Annotated in this window: 16 protein-coding genes and 1 tRNA gene; 10 read left to right on the forward strand and 7 right to left on the reverse strand. The window is 67.3% G+C overall.

What is annotated here, in order from left to right; translation table 11 throughout:
• Positions 1-28 precede the first annotated feature (28 nt).
• Genes sdhA through sdhC form a run of 3 tightly spaced genes read right to left on the reverse strand, consistent with a single transcriptional unit; the run spans position 29 to position 2,669 of the window.
• Positions 29-1,858 carry a succinate dehydrogenase flavoprotein subunit gene (gene sdhA, locus A9995_RS01365; RefSeq protein WP_067608090.1) on the reverse strand — a complete coding sequence of 610 codons (1,830 nt, stop codon included), beginning with the start codon at positions 1,856-1,858 and terminating at the stop codon, positions 29-31.
• Positions 1,858-2,274, reverse strand: coding sequence for a succinate dehydrogenase, hydrophobic membrane anchor protein (sdhD, locus tag A9995_RS01370; RefSeq protein ID WP_067609429.1), 417 nt, complete (start codon positions 2,272-2,274; stop codon positions 1,858-1,860). The genes sdhA and sdhD overlap by 1 nt, the downstream gene beginning before the upstream one ends.
• Before the next feature lie 14 nt (positions 2,275-2,288).
• Positions 2,289-2,669, reverse strand: coding sequence for a succinate dehydrogenase, cytochrome b556 subunit (gene sdhC, locus A9995_RS01375; protein WP_067608093.1), 381 nt, complete (start codon positions 2,667-2,669; stop codon positions 2,289-2,291).
• Between the two features lie 108 nt (positions 2,670-2,777).
• On the opposite strand from sdhC, the gene A9995_RS01380 reads away from it, so the two are divergent.
• The 4 genes from A9995_RS01380 to A9995_RS01395 all read left to right on the forward strand — a co-directional run bounded on the left by A9995_RS01380 (position 2,778) and on the right by A9995_RS01395 (position 5,858).
• Positions 2,778-3,503 carry an SDR family NAD(P)-dependent oxidoreductase gene (locus A9995_RS01380; RefSeq protein WP_067608096.1) on the forward strand — a complete coding sequence of 242 codons (726 nt, stop codon included), beginning with the start codon at positions 2,778-2,780 and terminating at the stop codon, positions 3,501-3,503.
• A gap of 10 nt (positions 3,504-3,513) precedes the next feature.
• Positions 3,514-4,419, forward strand: a complete 906-nt coding sequence (locus tag A9995_RS01385) for a 50S ribosomal protein L11 methyltransferase (RefSeq protein ID WP_145916762.1) — start codon at positions 3,514-3,516, stop codon at positions 4,417-4,419.
• Entirely contained in the window at positions 4,392-5,120 is a 729-nt protein-coding gene (locus tag A9995_RS01390) for a DUF2459 domain-containing protein (RefSeq protein WP_067608102.1), read from the forward strand. The genes A9995_RS01385 and A9995_RS01390 overlap by 28 nt, the downstream gene beginning before the upstream one ends.
• A 66-nt stretch (positions 5,121-5,186) precedes the next feature.
• Positions 5,187-5,858: an SDR family oxidoreductase gene (locus A9995_RS01395; protein ID WP_067608105.1), complete on the forward strand. Its 672-nt coding sequence runs from the start codon at positions 5,187-5,189 to the stop codon at positions 5,856-5,858.
• A 47-nt stretch (positions 5,859-5,905) separates the two neighbouring features.
• Here the strand turns inward: A9995_RS01395 and A9995_RS01400 are convergent, their stop codons facing one another.
• From A9995_RS01400 to recN, 3 genes are read right to left on the reverse strand one after another with little or no spacing between them, the layout of a single operon-like run.
• On the reverse strand, positions 5,906-7,168 hold the full coding sequence (locus tag A9995_RS01400) for a serine hydrolase (RefSeq protein ID WP_067608108.1): 1,263 nt from the start codon (positions 7,166-7,168) through the stop codon (positions 5,906-5,908).
• Complete coding sequence (gene ligA / locus A9995_RS01405) at positions 7,138-9,216, reverse strand: NAD-dependent DNA ligase LigA (protein ID WP_067609431.1); 2,079 nt, start codon at positions 9,214-9,216, stop codon at positions 7,138-7,140. Before ligA ends, A9995_RS01400 begins: the two co-directional genes overlap by 31 nt.
• A gap of 38 nt (positions 9,217-9,254) precedes the next feature.
• Positions 9,255-10,919: a DNA repair protein RecN gene (gene recN, locus A9995_RS01410; RefSeq protein WP_067608111.1), complete on the reverse strand. Its 1,665-nt coding sequence runs from the start codon at positions 10,917-10,919 to the stop codon at positions 9,255-9,257.
• 294 nt (positions 10,920-11,213) lie between these two features.
• On the opposite strand from recN, the gene A9995_RS01415 reads away from it, so the two are divergent.
• Complete coding sequence (locus A9995_RS01415) at positions 11,214-11,816, forward strand: outer membrane protein (RefSeq protein ID WP_067608114.1); 603 nt, start codon at positions 11,214-11,216, stop codon at positions 11,814-11,816.
• 78 nt (positions 11,817-11,894) lie between these two features.
• Here A9995_RS01415 and A9995_RS01420 read toward each other — a convergent pair whose 3' ends face one another.
• On the reverse strand, positions 11,895-14,711 hold the full coding sequence (locus A9995_RS01420; RefSeq protein WP_067608118.1) for a hypothetical protein: 2,817 nt from the start codon (positions 14,709-14,711) through the stop codon (positions 11,895-11,897).
• A gap of 227 nt (positions 14,712-14,938) precedes the next feature.
• Between A9995_RS01420 and infA the strand changes: the two genes are divergently transcribed.
• The 5 genes from infA to A9995_RS01445 all read left to right on the forward strand — a co-directional run bounded on the left by infA (position 14,939) and on the right by A9995_RS01445 (position 17,166).
• Positions 14,939-15,184 (forward strand): translation initiation factor IF-1, encoded by a 246-nt coding sequence (gene infA / locus A9995_RS01425; RefSeq protein WP_007163491.1) that lies wholly within the window; start codon positions 14,939-14,941, stop codon positions 15,182-15,184.
• Positions 15,185-15,197: 13 nt separating this feature from the next.
• On the forward strand, positions 15,198-15,794 hold the full coding sequence (locus A9995_RS01430; protein WP_067608121.1) for a nucleoside triphosphate pyrophosphatase: 597 nt from the start codon (positions 15,198-15,200) through the stop codon (positions 15,792-15,794).
• Positions 15,795-15,817: 23 nt separating this feature from the next.
• Positions 15,818-16,789 (forward strand): ribonuclease, encoded by a 972-nt coding sequence (locus A9995_RS01435; RefSeq protein ID WP_067608124.1) that lies wholly within the window; start codon positions 15,818-15,820, stop codon positions 16,787-16,789.
• Positions 16,786-16,974: a DNA gyrase inhibitor YacG gene (gene yacG, locus A9995_RS01440; protein WP_067608127.1), complete on the forward strand. Its 189-nt coding sequence runs from the start codon at positions 16,786-16,788 to the stop codon at positions 16,972-16,974. Before A9995_RS01435 ends, yacG begins: the two co-directional genes overlap by 4 nt.
• Before the next feature lie 116 nt (positions 16,975-17,090).
• A tRNA-Phe gene (locus tag A9995_RS01445) sits at positions 17,091-17,166 on the forward strand.
• Positions 17,167-17,339: the final 173 nt, after the last annotated feature.

A 17,339-nucleotide genomic window follows, 5' to 3' on the forward strand; every position in this document is an offset into this window, starting at 1 on the left:
TTCATGAAACCCTTCGAGGCGCTCCGCCTCAGTACACCCGCGCCTTGGGCACGATATATTCCACGTCTTCGGTCAGCGTGAACTCGTGGACCGGGCGGTAGTCGATAGCGATATTGCCACCCTTGCCGCCCCAGCCGTCGAACGTCGCAATCGTGTGCTTCATCCAGTTGGCATCGTCGCGATCGGGGAAATCCTCATGCGCATGCGCGCCACGGCTTTCCTTGCGGTTCGCGGCCGAGGCCATGGTGACATTGGCCTGCGCCATCAGATTGTCGAGCTCGAGCGTCTCGATGAGGTCGCTGTTCCAGATCATCGAGCGGTCGGTGACATGGATGTCCTCCATCCGCTTGTTGACCTGCGCGAGCGCCTCGACGCCCTGCGACAGCAGCTCGGTGTTGCGGAACACCGCGGCGTGCTTCTGCATACCCTTCTGCATTTCCGCGCGCACCTCGGCGGTGGGTGAACCGCCATTGGCATGACGGAAATGGTCGAGCCGGGTCAGCGCCAGATCGGCGCTGTCGGCGGGCAGCTCGGCATGGCTCGAGCCGGGCTTGATCAGATCGTTGAGCCGGTGACCGGTCGCGCGGCCGAACACCACCAGATCGATCAGCGAATTCGACCCAAGGCGGTTGGCGCCATGGACCGAGACGCAGGCCGCCTCGCCCACCGCGAACAGGCCTGGGACGATCTTCTCGGGATCGGCCGGATCGCCCGCCATCACTTCTCCGTGATAATTGCAGGGGATGCCGCCCATGTTGTAATGCACCGTCGGGGTGACGGGCAGCGGCTGGCGCGTGAGATCGACGCCGGCGAAGATCTTGCCGCTCTCGGTGATGCCCGGGAGGCGTTCGGCGAGAATCGCGGGATCGATATGGTCGAGGTGGAGGAAGATGTGATCGCCCTCCGCGCCCACGCCGCGCCCTTCGCGCATTTCCAGTGCCATCGAACGGCTGACGACATCGCGGCTGGCGAGATCCTTGGCCGAGGGGGCATAGCGCTCCATGAAGCGCTCGCCCTCGGAATTGGTCAGATAGCCGCCCTCGCCGCGCGCACCCTCGGTGATCAGCACGCCTGCGCCGTAAATCCCGGTGGGGTGGAACTGGACGAACTCCATGTCCTGCAACGGCAGCCCCGCGCGCAGCACCATGCCTCCGCCATCGCCGGTGCAGGTGTGCGCGCTGGTGGCGGTGAAGTAGCAGCGGCCATAGCCGCCGGTCGCCAGCACCACCGAATGCGAACGGAAGCGATGGATCGTCCCGTCGTCGAGACACATCGCGATCACCCCGACGCACTTGCCGCCGCTCATGATCAGGTCGAGCGCGAAATATTCGATGAAGAAGTCCGCGGCGTATTTCAGGCTCTGCTGGTAGAGCGCGTGGAGCATGGCATGGCCGGTGCGATCGGCGGCGGCGCAGGTGCGCTGCACCGGCGGGCCTGCGCCCATGTTCTGCATGTGGCCGCCAAAGGGCCGCTGGTAGATCGTGCCGTCCTGGTTGCGACTGAAGGGCACGCCCGCGTGCTCGAGCTCGTAGACCGCCTGCGGCGCCTCGCGAACCATATATTCGATCGCGTCCTGATCGCCGAGCCAGTCGGAGCCCTTGACCGTGTCGTACATATGCCACGACCAGTGGTCTGGGGTGTTGTTGCCGAGGCTGGCGGCGATCCCGCCCTGCGCCGCGACGGTGTGCGACCGGGTGGGGAAGACCTTGGAGATATTGGCGGTCTTGAGCCCGGCCTCGGCCGCGCCCATGGTGGCGCGCAGCCCCGATCCACCGGCCCCGACAACGACGACGTCGTAGGTGTGCTCGATGATCGGATAGGCGCGGTCGCCGATGGTGAAACTATCGGTGCTAGCCATCAGGCAGCTCCTGCAAAAGCGAGACGGGCGATGCAGACCAGCGCGAACACGCCGCCCCCGATCGCGACGAAATTGAGCGCAGCCAGCGCGGCGAATTTGTTGCCCGAGGTGTGGACGTAATCCTCGATCACGACCTGCAGTCCCAGCCGCGCGTGCCAGAACACGCTGATCACCAGCAGCGCCAGCGCGGTCGCGACCAGCGGCTGCGAAACCCAGCCCGCCATCGCGGCGTAATCATAGGCCGGGAGCAGCGCCATGCTGACCACCAGGAAGGTCATCAGCACCAGATTGCCGATCGCGGTCAGCCGCTGGACCAGCCAGTGGTGCGCGCCGCCATGCGCGGAGCCGAGGCCGCGAACCCGGCCGATGGCCGTGGTCTTGCTGCCGTAGCGTTCGAGTGTGGTTTCTTTGCCCATGGTCGAGGAATCTTTCACTTGAGGAACACGACGGCCCAGAACGCGATCGTCAGCAGCACGCCCGCAGCGATCACGACATAGGAGCCGGTCTTGTTCCGCTCGATCTCGTAGCCCGCACCGATGTCGAGCACGAAATGGCGCAGACCCGAGCTCATGTGGTTGAAGAAGGCCCAGGTAAGCCCGATCAGAACCAGGATCCCGATCGGACTGCCTATCACCCCGGCAAAGGTTTCGTAAGCCTCAGGACCAGAGGCCAGTGCGGCCAGCCACCAGATCAAAATCCCCAGCCCGACCGTGGCCATGCCCGAGCCGGTGGCGCGGTGGAGGATCGAGACCAGCATATGCGGGCCCCATTTCCAGATCTGCAGATGCGGTGAAAGCGGGCGGTCGGCCATAATTTGTGTCCGGTGGGTGGAAATTGGAGGCCCTCCTTAGCGGACATAGCGCGCGAGACAAGGCACGTCCCCTCGACAAATGGCGCAAATTTGCGAATAGGCGCTTGCATGACTTGCATCCTACTTACCGGATCGAGCCGCGGGATCGGCGCGGCGGCCAAAACGACGCTCGAGGCGCGCGGCGCCAAGGTCGTCGGCCAGGCGACCACCAGCGCCTCGGCCGACACCGTGCCCGCCGACTTCACCCAACCTTTCGCTCCTCACGAATTGTGGCAGGAGGCGCTGGCCCGCGCAGGCGGCGAGATCGACGTTCTGGTCAACAACGCCGGACTGTTCGCGCCCAACCCGATCGACGCCACCGACCTTCACTGGCTCGCCGCTTTCGAAGACACGATGCGGATCAACCTCACCGCCGCGGCGCAGCTTTCGCGCTTCGCCGTGCGCCACTGGCAGGAGCGCGCCGCCAATGGCGACAACCGCGGCGGGCGGATCGTCCATATCGCCAGCCGCGCGGGCCAGCGCGGCGATAGCCCGGCGCATTGGCACTACGCCGCGAGCAAGGGCGCGATGCTGGCGCTGCACAAAACCATCGCCCGCGCCTATGCCGGCGAGAACATCCTCAGCTTTGCGATCGCACCGGGCTTCACCGACACCGCGATGGCGGGCGACTATCTCGACAGCCGCGGCGGCCCCGGCCTGCTTGCCGACATTCCGCTGGGCCGCGTCGCCGAGCCCGAGGAAATCGCGGCGATGATCGCGTTCTGCGCGCTCGACGCGCCGCCCAGCATGACCGGAACCACGCTCGACGCCAATGGCGCGAGCTATGTCCGGTAGGAAGTACTCGATGACAGACAGCTGGAAACTATCGGGCGCGGTGTCGCGGGTCGGGGCGCAGGATGCGCTCGATCGACACGCGCAGGACGACGGGTGGGATCCGCATATCGTCCTTACCGCGCATGAAATCGCGGAAGCCCGGCCCGAGGAATGGATGCTGGAGGCCTGGCTTCCGCGACGCCCCTCGACGGCGGACAAGCGCGCCATCAACGCATTGTTCGCTGTGGATCCGCCTCGGTTCAAGGTGGAGAAACTGCCCCCGACAGACTGGGTCAGCCTCAGCCAGCAGGGGGTCGAGCCGATCCGCGCCGGGCGCTTCCACATCCACACCCCCGATCACGGGGCCGACCCCGCCGCAGTCAATTTCGAGATTCCCGCGAGCCAGGCCTTCGGCACCGGCCAGCACGCCACGACTGCGGGTTGCCTCGCGATGCTCGACCGGATGAAGCGCGAAGGCGTGATTGTCCGCAACCACGCCGATATTGGTACCGGCACCGGGCTGCTGGCCTTTGCCGCGATGCATCTGTGGCCGATGGCTTATGCCACCGCTTCGGATATCGATCCGGTCTGCTTCGAGGTGATCCTCAGCAACGCGCACAGCAACGATGTGCCCTTGGGCGAGGGTCCGGGCGCGCTGATGCCGACAATCGCCGACGGAATGGACGACCCGCTGCTGAGTTCGCGCGGGCCCTACGATCTGCTGATCGCCAATATCCTCGCCGGTCCGCTGGTCGCGCTGGCGCCCGAATTCGCCGCCGCCACCGCGCCCGGCGGCCATGTGGTGCTGGCGGGTCTGCTCGAGACGCAGGAAAACGAGGTCCGCGCCGCCTACCGCCGACAGGGAATGCGGCTGGCGCGGCGGCTGGTGAAGGGGGACTGGTCGATCCTATGGCTCAGGAACAGCCGCATCCGCTGAAGCGCTGGCGGGTGTGGCTGGCGGGCGTGGCGCTCGCCCCCCTGCTGATCACCGCCGTCTTCCTGCTCGCCGCCTGGATCGGTGCCGCGCTGCCGCGCAATCCCGACTGGACCGAGCCGGAACGGGGCATAACCATCATGATCGAGACCAATGGCGTCCACACCGGTATCGTCATGCCGGTGGTCAGCCCGGTCAAGGACTGGCGCACGACCTTCCCATCCGCCGGCCAGCCGCGCCCCGACGGGCAGCTGCCCACGCATATCGCGATCGGCTGGGGCGAGAAGGAGGTGTTCCTCAACACCCCGACGTGGGGCGATCTGAAATTCGCCACTGTGGTGCGGATCGTCCTGCATGGCGGCGAGGGGCTGATGCGGGTGGGCCATTACGTTCGCCCGATAGCCTCCGCACACCATCGTCCCGTCACCTTGCGCGTGGAGGAATACGCGCGGCTGGTCGCACGCGTCGAGGCAGCGCTCCCAGCGCTGCCGCCCGGCGCCACGCGGCAAAACTACGCCAGTTACGAAGCTGGGTCGCGCAATTACGACGCCGCCGGGCGCTATACGCTCACCAACACCTGCAACCAGTGGGTCGGCGATGTGCTCGCCCATGCGGGCATGACTATGGGGGTGTGGACACCGCTGGCCGGCGGGCTGATGCAGTGGGTCGATGAGCCCGATCCGGCAGCGCTCACCCTGAGCTGACCGGAACAACGCCCTGCCCTCGCCCATTCAGCTCCCGACAGCGATAGCGAATTCGAAAGGGCAGACATGACCAAGACACTTCTCATCACCGGCGCCTCCACCGGAATCGGCGCCGCCAGCGCGCGGGCAGCCGCTAAAGCGGGCTGGAACGTCGCGCTGCTGGCGCGATCGGGCGACAAGCTCGACAAACTCGCAGCCGAGATCGGCGATGCCGCGCTGGCACTGGAATGCGACATCACCGACCGCGCCGGGCTCGACAATGCGGTCGAGCAGACCGTCGCGCGTTTCGGCGGGCTCGACGCGGTCTTCGCCAATGCCGGGATGGGTGTCGGCAAAGCCGGGGTCGAGAACGGCGATCCCGAAGAATGGCACAAGATGATCCACCTCAACGTGCTCGCGGTGCTGCAGACCGCCCACGCCACCTTGCCGCACCTGCGCAAGACGCAGGGCCATTTCGTGGTCACCGGCTCGAAGGCGGGCCGCGACCATCTCAAGGGTTCGGTCTATGGCGCGACCAAATGGTTCGTCCACGGGCTGGCGGGCAATCTCGCCGAGGAAATGCGCGAATGGGGCGGCCGCTGCACGGTGATCTCGCCCGGCATGGTCGACACGCCGTTCTTCGACGAAGCCAAGCCCGAAAAGCTTCAGCCGGAAGATGTCGCCGATGCGCTGGTGTTCGCGCTGTCGCAGCGCAAGACCTCCGCGATCCGCGAGATCCACCTGATGCCCAACGACTGACCGCCGAGCAATGGCGCCGCCGGGACTGGTACCGCCGGGACTGGCGCTCAGGGCTCGGTTGTCACCACGCCGCTGACGGGCTTCGCGCCCGCCGGCGGCGGATAGGCAGCTTCGTCGTAGCGGACCACCGCGCGCACCAGCTCCTGCATCATTTCCATCCGCGCTGGCACCGGCGCCCCGGTGCGGCGGATCATCGCCACCACCGCATATTCGTGCCCAGCGGGCGAGGTGACGATGCCGATATCATTATAGCCCGATTGCTCGCCGCCATATTCCTGTCCGGTCCCGGTCTTGTGCGCGATGGTCCAGCCCGGCGGCACCCCGCCCTTCAACCGTCGCGGACCGCTGCGGGTCTGTTCGAGCGTCGACAGCAGCAATTCGGTCGAAACCGATGAGAGCAGCTCGCCGCGGGCCAGCTGGCCCAGCGCATGCGCCATTGCGATCGGCGAGGCGCCATCGACAGGATCGGCGAGATAGGCTTCGAAGCGGTCGCGCCGGACCGCATCGGGCAGCGAGTCGCGAGCATCGTAGAAGCCTCGGCCCATGGAATAGGCCTGATTCCATCGCAGCCCGGCGATCCCGCTCTGCTTGGTCCGCTCGTCGGTGCCGAAACGGATACCCGCCAGATCGGCGTCGTCGATGAATTCCTGCACCGTTTCGGGTCCACCGATCCGGCGCAGGATGCGATCGTTGGCGGTGTTGTCGCTGCGGGTCAGCGCGCGGTCGAACAGATCGCCGTAATCGGTGTCGAACCTGCCCTGTGTGCGAACGATCTCGCGGATCGGCTGGTGGAACAGCGTCAGATCCTCGCGCCGCAGGGTCACCGTTTCGGAGAGATCGAACCGGCCCTCGTCCGCCTCGTTCAGCGCCGCGAGCGCGACCCAGAACTTGCTCACGCTCTGCTGCGGATAGAGCGCATCGCCCTGCGCATGGAGGATCCGCCCGGTGGCGACGTCCTGCACCGCCAGCCCCGCTTCGCCGTCGAAGCCCGCTGCCAGCGCGGCGATTTCCTCCTCGAGCGCGGCTTCGGCGGGGCCCAGCACTGTGGGAACGATCACCGGTGCGGGTTCGGTTTCCTCGCCGCTATCGATCAGGCGCGGGAGCAGGCTCACCAGCACCGCCAGCCCGAGCACTGGGAGCAGCAGGACGAGAAACCGGACCAGCGGCGAAACGATCCACCAGTGGCGCGGCGCGGCGGGCTGCGCGTGAGAAAGCGATCCGGGGACCTTTTGTCCCGGGGCCGAGGACGGGAGCGGGAGTTTGCCATTGCTCTCTCGCATCATCCGGCCGCCGCGACGATCCGCGCCCATTCGCTTTCCTCGATCACTTCGATGCCCAGCTCCGCAGCCTTCTTGAGTTTCGAGCCCGCGCCCGGCCCCGCGACCACCAGATCGGTCTTGGCGCTCACCGAGCCCGAGGCCTTGGCGCCCAGCCGCTCGGCCTGCGCCTTGGCCTCGTCGCGGCTCATGGTTTCCAGCTTGCCGGTGAAGACCACGGTCTTGCCGGTGACAGGGCTGTCCTGAGTCTCGACCTCGTACCGCGGGGGCGAGACTTCGCCGAGCAGATCGTCCCAGACCGTGCGGTTGTGATCCTCGTGGAAGAAATCGGCCAGCGCATGCCCGACCGCGACACCGATCCCGTCAGCCCGGACCTCGAAGATCGTCTTCACCGCCTCGACCATGCGATTGTTGAACGGGCTTTCCTTCTCCTCGGCGCCGCGCGGGTTCTCCTCGCGATAGGCGGCGAATTCGGCGCCCTTTACGGGCAGGCGGCGGATATCGCCCAGCCCCTTCATCAGGTCGCGCGAGGTTACCGTGCCGACGTGGCGAATGCCGAGCCCAAACAACAGCCGCGCGGCGTCGGGGGTGCGCTTGGCCTCGATACTTGCCGACAGATTGTCCACAGACTTGTCCTGCCAGCCCTCGAGCGCGAGTATCTCCTCGCGACGGGTCTTCAACCGGAAGATATCGGCGGGGCTCTCGAGCCAGCCCAGCGCGAAGAACTGATCGATCGTCTTCTCGCCCAGCCCGTCGATATCGAGCGCGCCGCGGCTGACGAAATGCTTCAATCTTTCCGTGCGTTGCGCCGGACAGATGAGGCCGCCGGTGCAGCGGACATCGACCTCACCCTCCTCGGCCACCGCCTCGCTGCCGCATTCGGGGCAGTGATCGGGAAAGTGGTAGGGATCGCGTCTCGCATCGGGCGTCAAATTCTCGACCAGCTGCGGGATAACGTCGCCCGCGCGCTGGACCAGGACCCGGTCGCCGGGCCGCACCCCCAGCCGTGCGATCTCGTCGCGGTTGTGGAGCGTGACATTGGTCACCGTCACCCCGCCCACCAATACTGGCGCGAGCCGACCGACCGGGGTCAGCTTGCCGGTGCGCCCGACCTGGATATCGATGCTCTCGAGCGTGGTCTCGGCGCGCTCGGCGGGAAACTTGTGCGCCAGCGCCCAGCGCGGCGCCTTGGCGACGAAGCCCAGCCGCTGCTGCCAGTCGAGCCGGTCGACCTTGTAGACAACCCCATCTATTTCATACGGCAAATCAGCGCGTTGCCCACCAATTCTCGCATAATGCGCGAGCATCGCCTCGAGGCTCTCGACCCGCGCGAACAGCGGCGAGAGCGGCATGCCCCACACCGCGATCTGCTCCATCACCGCTTGCTGCGTTTCGCCCGGAACCTCGCTCGCCGCGCCCCAGCCATGCGCCCAGAACCGCAAGGGCCGCGCTGCGGTGACACTGGCATCCTTCTGGCGCAGCGAACCCGCGGCGGCATTGCGGGGATTGGCAAACAGCTTGGCCCCCGCCGCCGCCTGCGCCGCGTTCAAGGCGGCAAAATCCGCACGCGCCATATAGACCTCGCCGCGGATCTCGAAAACTTCGGGACATTCGCCCGCAAGCTGCTGGGAAACATCGGCAATATGTGCGACATTGGCGGTGACATCCTCGCCCACCTGCCCATCGCCCCGCGTCGCCGCGCGGACCAGCACGCCGTTTTCATAACGCAGCGAGCAGGACAGGCCGTCGATCTTGTCCTCGGCGGTGATCGCCACCGGTTCATCCTCGGCCAGCGACAGGAACCGCCGCACCCGCGCCAGCCACTCGCCCACCTCTTCGGCGGCAAAGGCGTTGTCGAGGCTCATCATCCGAACCTCGTGCGTCACCTTGGAAAGCGGCGAGGCGGCGACCGCATGGCCAACCTTACGGGAGGGCGAATCTTCCCGCACCAGCTGCGGAAACGCCGCCTCGAGCTCGGCATTCCGCCGCACCAGCGCATCATACTCCTGATCGGAGACCTCTGGTGCATCGTCGGCATGATACAACCGGTCATGCCGCGCGATCGCCCGCGCCAGCCGCATCAACTCATTGGCGGCTTCGGCCTCGGTAATCTCGACGCTCACACCCCCTCCAACAACCGATCCGCCTGCGCCCTTGCCTCGGGGGTCACCTCGGCGCCGCTCAGCATCCGTGCAATCTCTTCCTGACGACCGGCCTCGTCGAGGCGGGCGACGCTGGTGCGGGTCACGGTGCCGTCGGAGCTCTTGGCGATCATGTAATGCGTGGTGCCGCGCGCGGCGACCTGCGGGCTGTGGGTGACCGCGAGCAATTGCCCGCCGCTCGCGAGCCGCGCCAGCCGCTCGCCGATCGCGGATGCGACCGCGCCGCCGACGCCGCGGTCGATCTCGTCGAAGATCACCGTCGCCGCGCCGCCCTGCTCGGCCAGCGCCACCTTGAGCGCCAGGATGAAGCGCGACAATTCGCCGCCGCTGGCGATCTTGCCCAGCGGTGCATGCTCGGCGCCGGGATTGGTCGAAATCAGGAATTCGACGCTATCCATGCCATGCGCGCCCCAGCGCTCCTCGGCGAGCTCGGCCACCGACGTGCGCAGGCTGGCGGAATCCAGCTTGAGCGGGGCGAGTTCGCCCGCCACGGCCGTATCAAGCCTCCCGGCCGCCTCGACCCGCAAATCGTGTAGCGCCCGCGCCTGCGCCTCGTAGCGCTCGCGGGTCCGGCGCGCGGCATCCTCGAGCGCGTCGAGCTCGGCCTCGCCGCCCTCGATCGCATCGAGCGCGGTGCGCAATTCGCGCATTTTCTCGGGAAGTTGTTCGACCTCGCAGCGGTGTTTGCGGGCGATGGCGCGCAGTTCGAACAACCGGGTCTCGGCGGCATCGAGCGCGGCGGGATCATGGTCGAGCACCCCGGCGGCGCGCTGCAGCCGCTCCTCCGCCTCGCCCGCCTCGATCACCGCCCGGTCGAGCGCGGCCAACGCCTCGGCCAGCAGCGGGTGTTCGGGCGCGATCCGGTCGAGCCGCCGCGCAGCGACGCGCAGAGCGGCGAGCGGCGAATCCGAGCCTTCCCAGATATGACGCAGTTCCTCGAGATCGCCCGAGAGCTTCTCGCCTTTCTGCATCGTTGCGCGGGTCTCGGCGAGGCGCGCTTCCTCACCCGCCTGCGGTTCGAGCGCGGTGAGTTCGGAAAGATGCGCGAGCAGCAGGTCCTGATCGGTCTTGGCCTGGTCGAGCCGTTCGCGCGCCTCGTCGAGCCGCTGCTGCGCCCCGCGCCAGCCGCTCCAGCTCGCCGCCAGCACGGCGGCATCCGCCCCGGCATAACGGTCGAGCAGCAGCCGGTGGCCGCGCGGATTGACCAGCCCGCGATCGTCGTGCTGGCCGTGGAGTTCGACCAGATGCGGCGCCAGCTCGCGCAGCAGCGCGACGCCGGCGGGCTGGTCGTTGATCCAGGCCTTGCTGCCGCCATCGGCTTTGAGCTGACGGCGGATCAGCAGCGGTTCGCCCGGCTCGAGCTCGAGCCCGGCGTCGTCGAGCGCTTCTGCCACGGCAGCGGGCAGCGCGGCGAATTCGAAGGTTCCGGTGACCGCCGCTTTCTCCGCCCCGGCGCGGACCAGCGCGCTCTCGGCGCGATTGCCCAGCACCAGCCCCAGCGCATCGAGCAGGATCGACTTGCCCGCCCCGGTCTCGCCGGTGAGCACGCCCAGCCCGCGCCCGAACTCGAGATCGAGCGCCTCGATCAGCACGATGTTGCGGATGGAAAGCCGGGTCAGCATTACGCGCGCTTCTAGCCAATCGTCAGCCGCGCGTCACTGGCGCAAACGCGCGGCATTCACAGGCCAAGCGATTCCGGTAGAGGTGCCGCAAAGTCGGTGCGCTTGTCTTGATGACCAGACGGTCCACCGCTGGACCGCGAGCGGATTCCTCCATACGTCCGTGCGCGAATGCGGCGAGCCGTGCGCGACTTACGGCATTGCCTGCTCGTGCCATCCCGTGGTTCACCTGCGTGCAATCCGTCATGCGCGAAAGCCGCGCCAATCCACCGATCCGTATCCAAAGGAAAACGCCTCATGAAGACGCTCATCACCGCCGCCATTCTTGCTGCCAGTCTGGTCGCTACCCCTGCCTTCGCGCAGGCGGCGGCGCCGGGCGGGCTCTATGTCGGCGCACTCGCCGGCTATGAGGGTATCGATGTCGAGGCCTCGGATGGCTCGGCCAGCGCCAGCGCCGACGCCGCGGTCTACGGCGTCACCGCGGGTTACGATCTCAGCCTCGGCAGCGCCTTCGTCGGGGTCGAGGGCGAATATTCGACCAGCGGCGGTTCGACCGAATTCCCCGACAGCTTCGGCGGCGCGCGCGACGGGCTCGAGGCCGGCGGGCAGTATTACATCGGCGCACGCGCCGGGTTTGCGCTCACCCCGGGAATCGCCGCCTATGGCAAGCTGGGCTACACCTCGCTCGACACCAGTGCCTTCACCAGCGCGGGCTCGCTAAACGAGCTCGAGGGCAATGCCGATGGCGTGCGCTTCGGCGGCGGTGTGCAGGTGCAACTGCCCGGCCCGCTCGAGGCGCGGCTCGAATATCGCCGCTCCAATTACAAGAACGTCAACGATTCGGTGTTTGGCGATGCCAGCACGGATCAGGTCGTTGCCGGGGTCGGCCTGCGGTTCTAGGTTCCGCGCCCCGACCTGCCACCGCCGGTTCGCGCCCCCCTGTCCGATAAGGCCAGGGGGGCGCAAAACCGGATTTTCCTAGAACAGCTTGCGCAGTTCAATGCCGAGATAGCGGCCGGTCGGGTCGATCCGCAGCGGGTCGTAGGCGAGCGGCGTCACGCCATTGGCGTCCACCACATTGCGGCGGGCGTCGAAGATGTTGTCGACGTTGAGCGAGACCCGCAAGCCGTCAAACACGCCCGATTCGGCACCGGTCACCTCGCCCAGATCGGCGAACAGCCGGAGGTCGAAAGTGGCGAGATCGCCGAAGAACAGATCGGTGCTGCCGGGCAGTTCGCCGCCGCGCAGTTCGCTGCCGCCGACGTAATTGCCCGAGACGCGCATCCCGTAGCCCTGCCAGAACAGCCCGCCCTCGAGCCGCGCGCTGTAGACCGGCACGCCGCCGCCACCGAGGACGAAGCCGTCGCGCTGGTCGAGCACCGGGCCGTTGGTGCCGACGATCACTTCGTTCTCGAGCGCGAAATTATGCGTCAGGCTGAGGAAGTAGCGCGGACGGGTATCCGGGTTCTCACCGCCACCCATGCCGGGGATGCCGCCGCCGCCGCCGCGTCGTCTGCCCGGCTGGGCGGCCGCGCCGCCCTCACCTGCCGCCGCGCCATCGGCGCTGCACAGCCGCTCGCGCAATTGCGCCAGTCGATCGGGATCGATCTCGCCCGCCTCGTTGCGCAGCCGTGCGAGCATTTCCTCGGGCAGTCCTTCGAGATTGGGCGGATCGGCGCAGACCGCGGCACGCATCGCCTCCATCCTCTCCCCGCCGCGCTCGACTTCGGCGCCGCAGAACCGCTCGCGCAGCTGGGCGATGCGTTCGGGGGGAATGGTGCCGTCGGGGCCGCGCAGCCGCTCCAGCAACGCTTCGGGCAGACCGGTGAGGTCGGGAGTCTCGCCAACGGGTGTAGCGCAGAAGCGAGTTCGCATCGCTTCCATGCCCTCACGGCCCATCGTGATAGTCGCGCCGCCCGGCCCGCCTGCTGCGCCCGGACCGCGCCCACCGCGGTTGGCGGCGCCAGCGGGCGGAGAATCGGGCACTTCAGGCTCGGCGCCGATCCGGCCGCTGGTGTTGATCCCGAAGGACAGCACCTTGCTGCGGGTCTCGATCAGCGTGATCGGACGGCGGTCGAGCGCGATCAGCTGGCCTGCGCCATCGCGCGTCACCCGGTCGGGGAAAGCCGCCTCGAACGCCGGGCTCAGACCCGGCGCGCTGGAGGTGACATCGTTCGAGCGGTTGATCGCGTAGTCGAGCTGAAGCCGCGTATTTTCTATGAAAGGAAGGTCCCAATTGGCCGAGAACTTCCAGTCGGCCTGGGTTTCGGCCACCAGCGCGGGATTGCCGCCGGTGACGACCGTCGCCAGCACGCTCTCGCCGGTCGTGAAGTCGAACACCGGCACGTTGAAATCGACCACTTGCGGATCGCCCAGCGCGTTGAGGCCCGGCGCAACTTCGCGCCAGATCCGTGTGGCCGAGAGGTTGAGCCGTTCGAAGGGCTGCCAGTTGAGACCCAGGCTCCAGTCGGTCAGCGTGCCGAAATCCGACAATTCGTTGATGCCGGCCTGGCCCGTCAGCGAGATCGAACCGATGGCGTCGGCGAAACCTTCGCGGCGGCTGGTAAGCGGCACCACCACATTGATCCCGGCGGAAAGATCGCCCCGCGTCAGCCGGCTGTCCTGCGCGCTGCGGGTGTCGGTGCTGGAGATACGGTTCCAGTTATAGCCGACATCGAAGGTGGTCGCGACATCGCCCGCGGGGAGATAGACCGGCGAACCGGTTACCGTCGCGAGCGTGCTCGTGCCCCACAGCGTGGAACGCGCGGTGTCGACCCCGCCACCCGCGCGGCGGTCGATCCGGGTGCGGCTGTTGGCGCGGCTTGCATCGAAGGTAGCTGTGAGGTTCCAGCCTTCGCCCAGAGGCCGGTTGTAGCTGCCCGAGCTGGCGAGCGAATTGCTGGCGATATTGCGTTCGAGCGGATCGGTCAGCAGCACGGTGTCGAGCCCCGAGAGGCTGCGGCGCTCGTTGTAGGCGCCGGTGACGTTCAAGCTGATCGAGGAGCCGCTATCGATGAACGCCTTGGCGTAATTGGCGGATGCCTCGATCCCGGCGCTGTCGGCAACCAGGCTGCGGAATTCGCGCGGATCGGGACCTCCGGCGACGCCGCCAGGTGAGCCGTCGATCAAGGGAAGGTCCCGCTCCGCCTCGGTCAGCAGGCTGGTGTCCTCGAACTCGAGGTTGAAGTTGATCCGCGCGCCGTCGCTGATGGTCAGCAGCGAGAATTCCTGCTCGTTCTGCGAATAGCCGCCGATACCCGGCTGGCCGTATTCGAGTTCGATCTCGCGGCTGGAAAAATTGTTCTTGAGGATGAAATTGACCACCCGCCTGTCGGGCGAATAGCCGAACCGCTGAGCCACCTCCTCGGGGAAGACCTCGACCTTCTCGATCGCCTCGGGAGGGTAGGAGCGGAATTCACGGAAGGAGCCAATCCGCACCCCGTTCACGAGGAAGATCGGACGACCGCCGCCGCCGCGTCCCCGCGCGCTTCCGGTAGCGGGTTCGATCGCCTGTAGAAGATCGTCGATCGAGCCGGCGCCGAGCGCGGCGATATCCTCGGCGTCGAGTTCGAGCACCGGCGGCTGTTCGACATCGAGCGCGCCACGCTGGCGGGCACCGGTGACGACGATCTCGTTGCCGACCATCGGCGCATCGGCCTGCGGATCATTGTTCTGGACTTCGGGAGCGGGCGCCTGGGGCATGTCCTGAACGGCCATATCCTGAGCCGAAACAGGCGCGGACAGAGGCAGGGCGCTGGCGAGCGCCAGAACAGAAACCGTCGATGCGAGACGCAAGGGGTGTACCTTTCAAGAAATCGTATCTGGCCGCCCCCGCTGAATGCAGCAATGCGGCAGGACGCATTGCGACACAACCACCCAGGCTGTCGCGAAATGTAACCGGTCGGTATCGGTTCGTCGTTGGTCTAAAAGCGCCAAGGCTTTCCTTTTGCCCGGCGCAGCGCTAAAGGGCGCGACCCGGAGGGCAATCGTGCCCGCATCCGTATCACGAACCAAGGAACACCATGGCCAAAGAAGAACTCCTCGAAATGCGCGGCAGGGTGGTCGAATTGCTGCCCAATGCGATGTTCCGGGTAGAGCTTGAAAACGGCCATGAGGTGCTCGGCCACACCGCCGGCAAGATGCGCAAGAACCGCATCCGCGTGCTGGTGGGCGACGAGGTGCTGTGCGAACTGACCCCCTACGACCTGACGAAAGCGCGGATCACCTACCGCTTCATGCCGGGTCGCGGCGGCCCCGGGCCGCAATAACGCGCCGCGCCGCATGAGCGCGTCCGCCTCTCCGCTCCGACTCACCCTCGCCTCCGCCAGCCCGCGCCGCCGCGAATTGCTGGCGCGGCTGGGCGTGGCGCCAGATGCGGTGATCGCTGCCGACATCGATGAAACCCCGCAAAAGGCCGAGCTGCCGCGCGACTATGCGCAGCGCATGGCGCGCGAGAAGGCGCTGGCGGTTGTCGCCGCCACTGTCATCGAGGGCCATGTGCTGGCGGGCGACACCGTGGTCGCCGCCGGACGCCGGATTCTGCCCAAGGCCGAGGACGAAGCGACGGCGCGCCGCTGCCTCGAACTGCTTTCGGGCCGCCGCCACCGCGTGCTCTCCGCGATTGCCCTGCGTGCGCCCGACGGGAGTTTGCGCGAACGGCTGAGCGAGACCGCGGTCAAGTTCAAGCGTCTCTCCGCCGAAGAGATCACAGCCTATCTCGCGAGCGGCGAATGGGAGGGCAAGGCTGGCGGCTACGCGATCCAGGGTAGCGCCGAGGGGCTGGTCTCCTGGCTCCAGGGCAGCCATTCCGGAGTGGTCGGCCTGCCGCTGTTCGAGACCCGCGCGCTGCTCAAGGCGGCGGGCTTTGCGCTTGGCTGAGCGCGTTCAGTGAGCTGTTCCTCATGACCTGGTACGTCGAGCGGGGCATTGCCGAAGAGCGCGCCGTCCTGATCGAGCGCGGCCGTGTCGTCGCTGGACGGCTGCACTGGCCCGGTGCGCTCACCGCGGGCCAGGTCGAGGACGCCGTGCTGGTGTCGCGCGCCAAGGGAAGCCATCGCGGTACATTGCGTTTCGCCAGCGGTGAAGAGGCGCTGGTCGACCGGCTCCCCGCGACCGCCAGCGAAGGCGCCGCGGTCCGCGCCCGCGTTACTCGGGCGGGCACCAGCGAACGCGACCGGATCAAGTTGGCGCACGCCATCCCAACCGACGAGGATTTGCGCCCTGCCCCGACGCTGGCTGAGCAATTGGCGCTGTCGGGTCACTCGGTCGAGACCATCCGCCGCTTTCCCGATGACGAATGGGAAGAACTCTGGCTCGAGGCCTGGTCGGGCGCGGTCGCGTTCGATGGCGGCGAACTGGCCTTCTTCGACACCAGCGCGATGGTGCTGATCGATGTCGACGGGCCCGACGATCCGCGCCGCCTCGCGCTCGCAGCGGTTCCTTCGCTGGCAGAAGCGATCGGGCGGTTCGATCTGGCGGGTTCGATCGGGGTCGACTTTCCCACCCTCGCCGCCAAAGCGGATCGCAAGGCGGTCGATGGGGCGCTCGATCAGGCTCTCGCGCACTGGAACCACGAGCGGACCGCGATGAACGGCTTCGGCTTCGTCCAGATGGTCGCGCGCGCCGAGCGGCCTTCGCTGTTGCGCCGTCTCCATCACGACCGCGCCGGCGCCGCTGCGCGGCTGCTGCTGCGCCGTGCCGATTTCGTCGCCGAGCCCGGCTGTCTGCTGCTCACGGCCCACCCCGCGGTCCTCGCCCGGCTGCAGCCCGAATGGCAGACCGAACTGGCGCGGCGGACCGGGCGCGCGGTAATGACCCACAGCGACCCTAGACTTGCGCTCGAGGGCGGCTTCGCGCAGGCGGTGACGACATGACTGCACCACGAAAATCCTGCCCGATCTGCAAGAAGCCGCGTGTCGAGGAACACACGCCGTTCTGCTCGCAGCGTTGCCGCGACCGCGATCTCTCGCGCTGGTTCGGCGATGGCTATACCGTGCCCGGCCGCCCCGCCGCGCCCGAGGAAATCGCTGCCGAGGTGATCCGCGGCGAGGAGGACTGAAAACGCCCTTGCCAAGCGCAGGCGGCTTCGCCATAGGGCGGCGCTCCAACCGCTCGCCGACCGTCCGATAGCCCCATTTGCGGCGCGATGGTCTCGCGAGACGCCCGGAATAACGGGCCCAGGTAGCTCAGTTGGTAGAGCATGCGACTGAAAATCGCAGTGTCGGGGGTTCGAATCCCTCCCTGGGCACCACTTCCCTTGGCACTGGTCCTCCAAATCCACCGCTTTTCGCAGGCCAGGCACATTGATTGCCTCGCCTGCAAGGCTCATGTAAGCATCCCGCCTAGCCCCGGACTGCGGATCGCACCGATTCCGCGCCCCGGGGCGCATGTTTTTTCGTCGCACTTTTCGCCCTAAGGAAATGC

Origin of the sequence: Erythrobacter sp. QSSC1-22B, from assembly GCF_001678665.1 — a bacterium.
Classification (GTDB): Bacteria; Pseudomonadota; Alphaproteobacteria; order Sphingomonadales; family Sphingomonadaceae; genus Qipengyuania.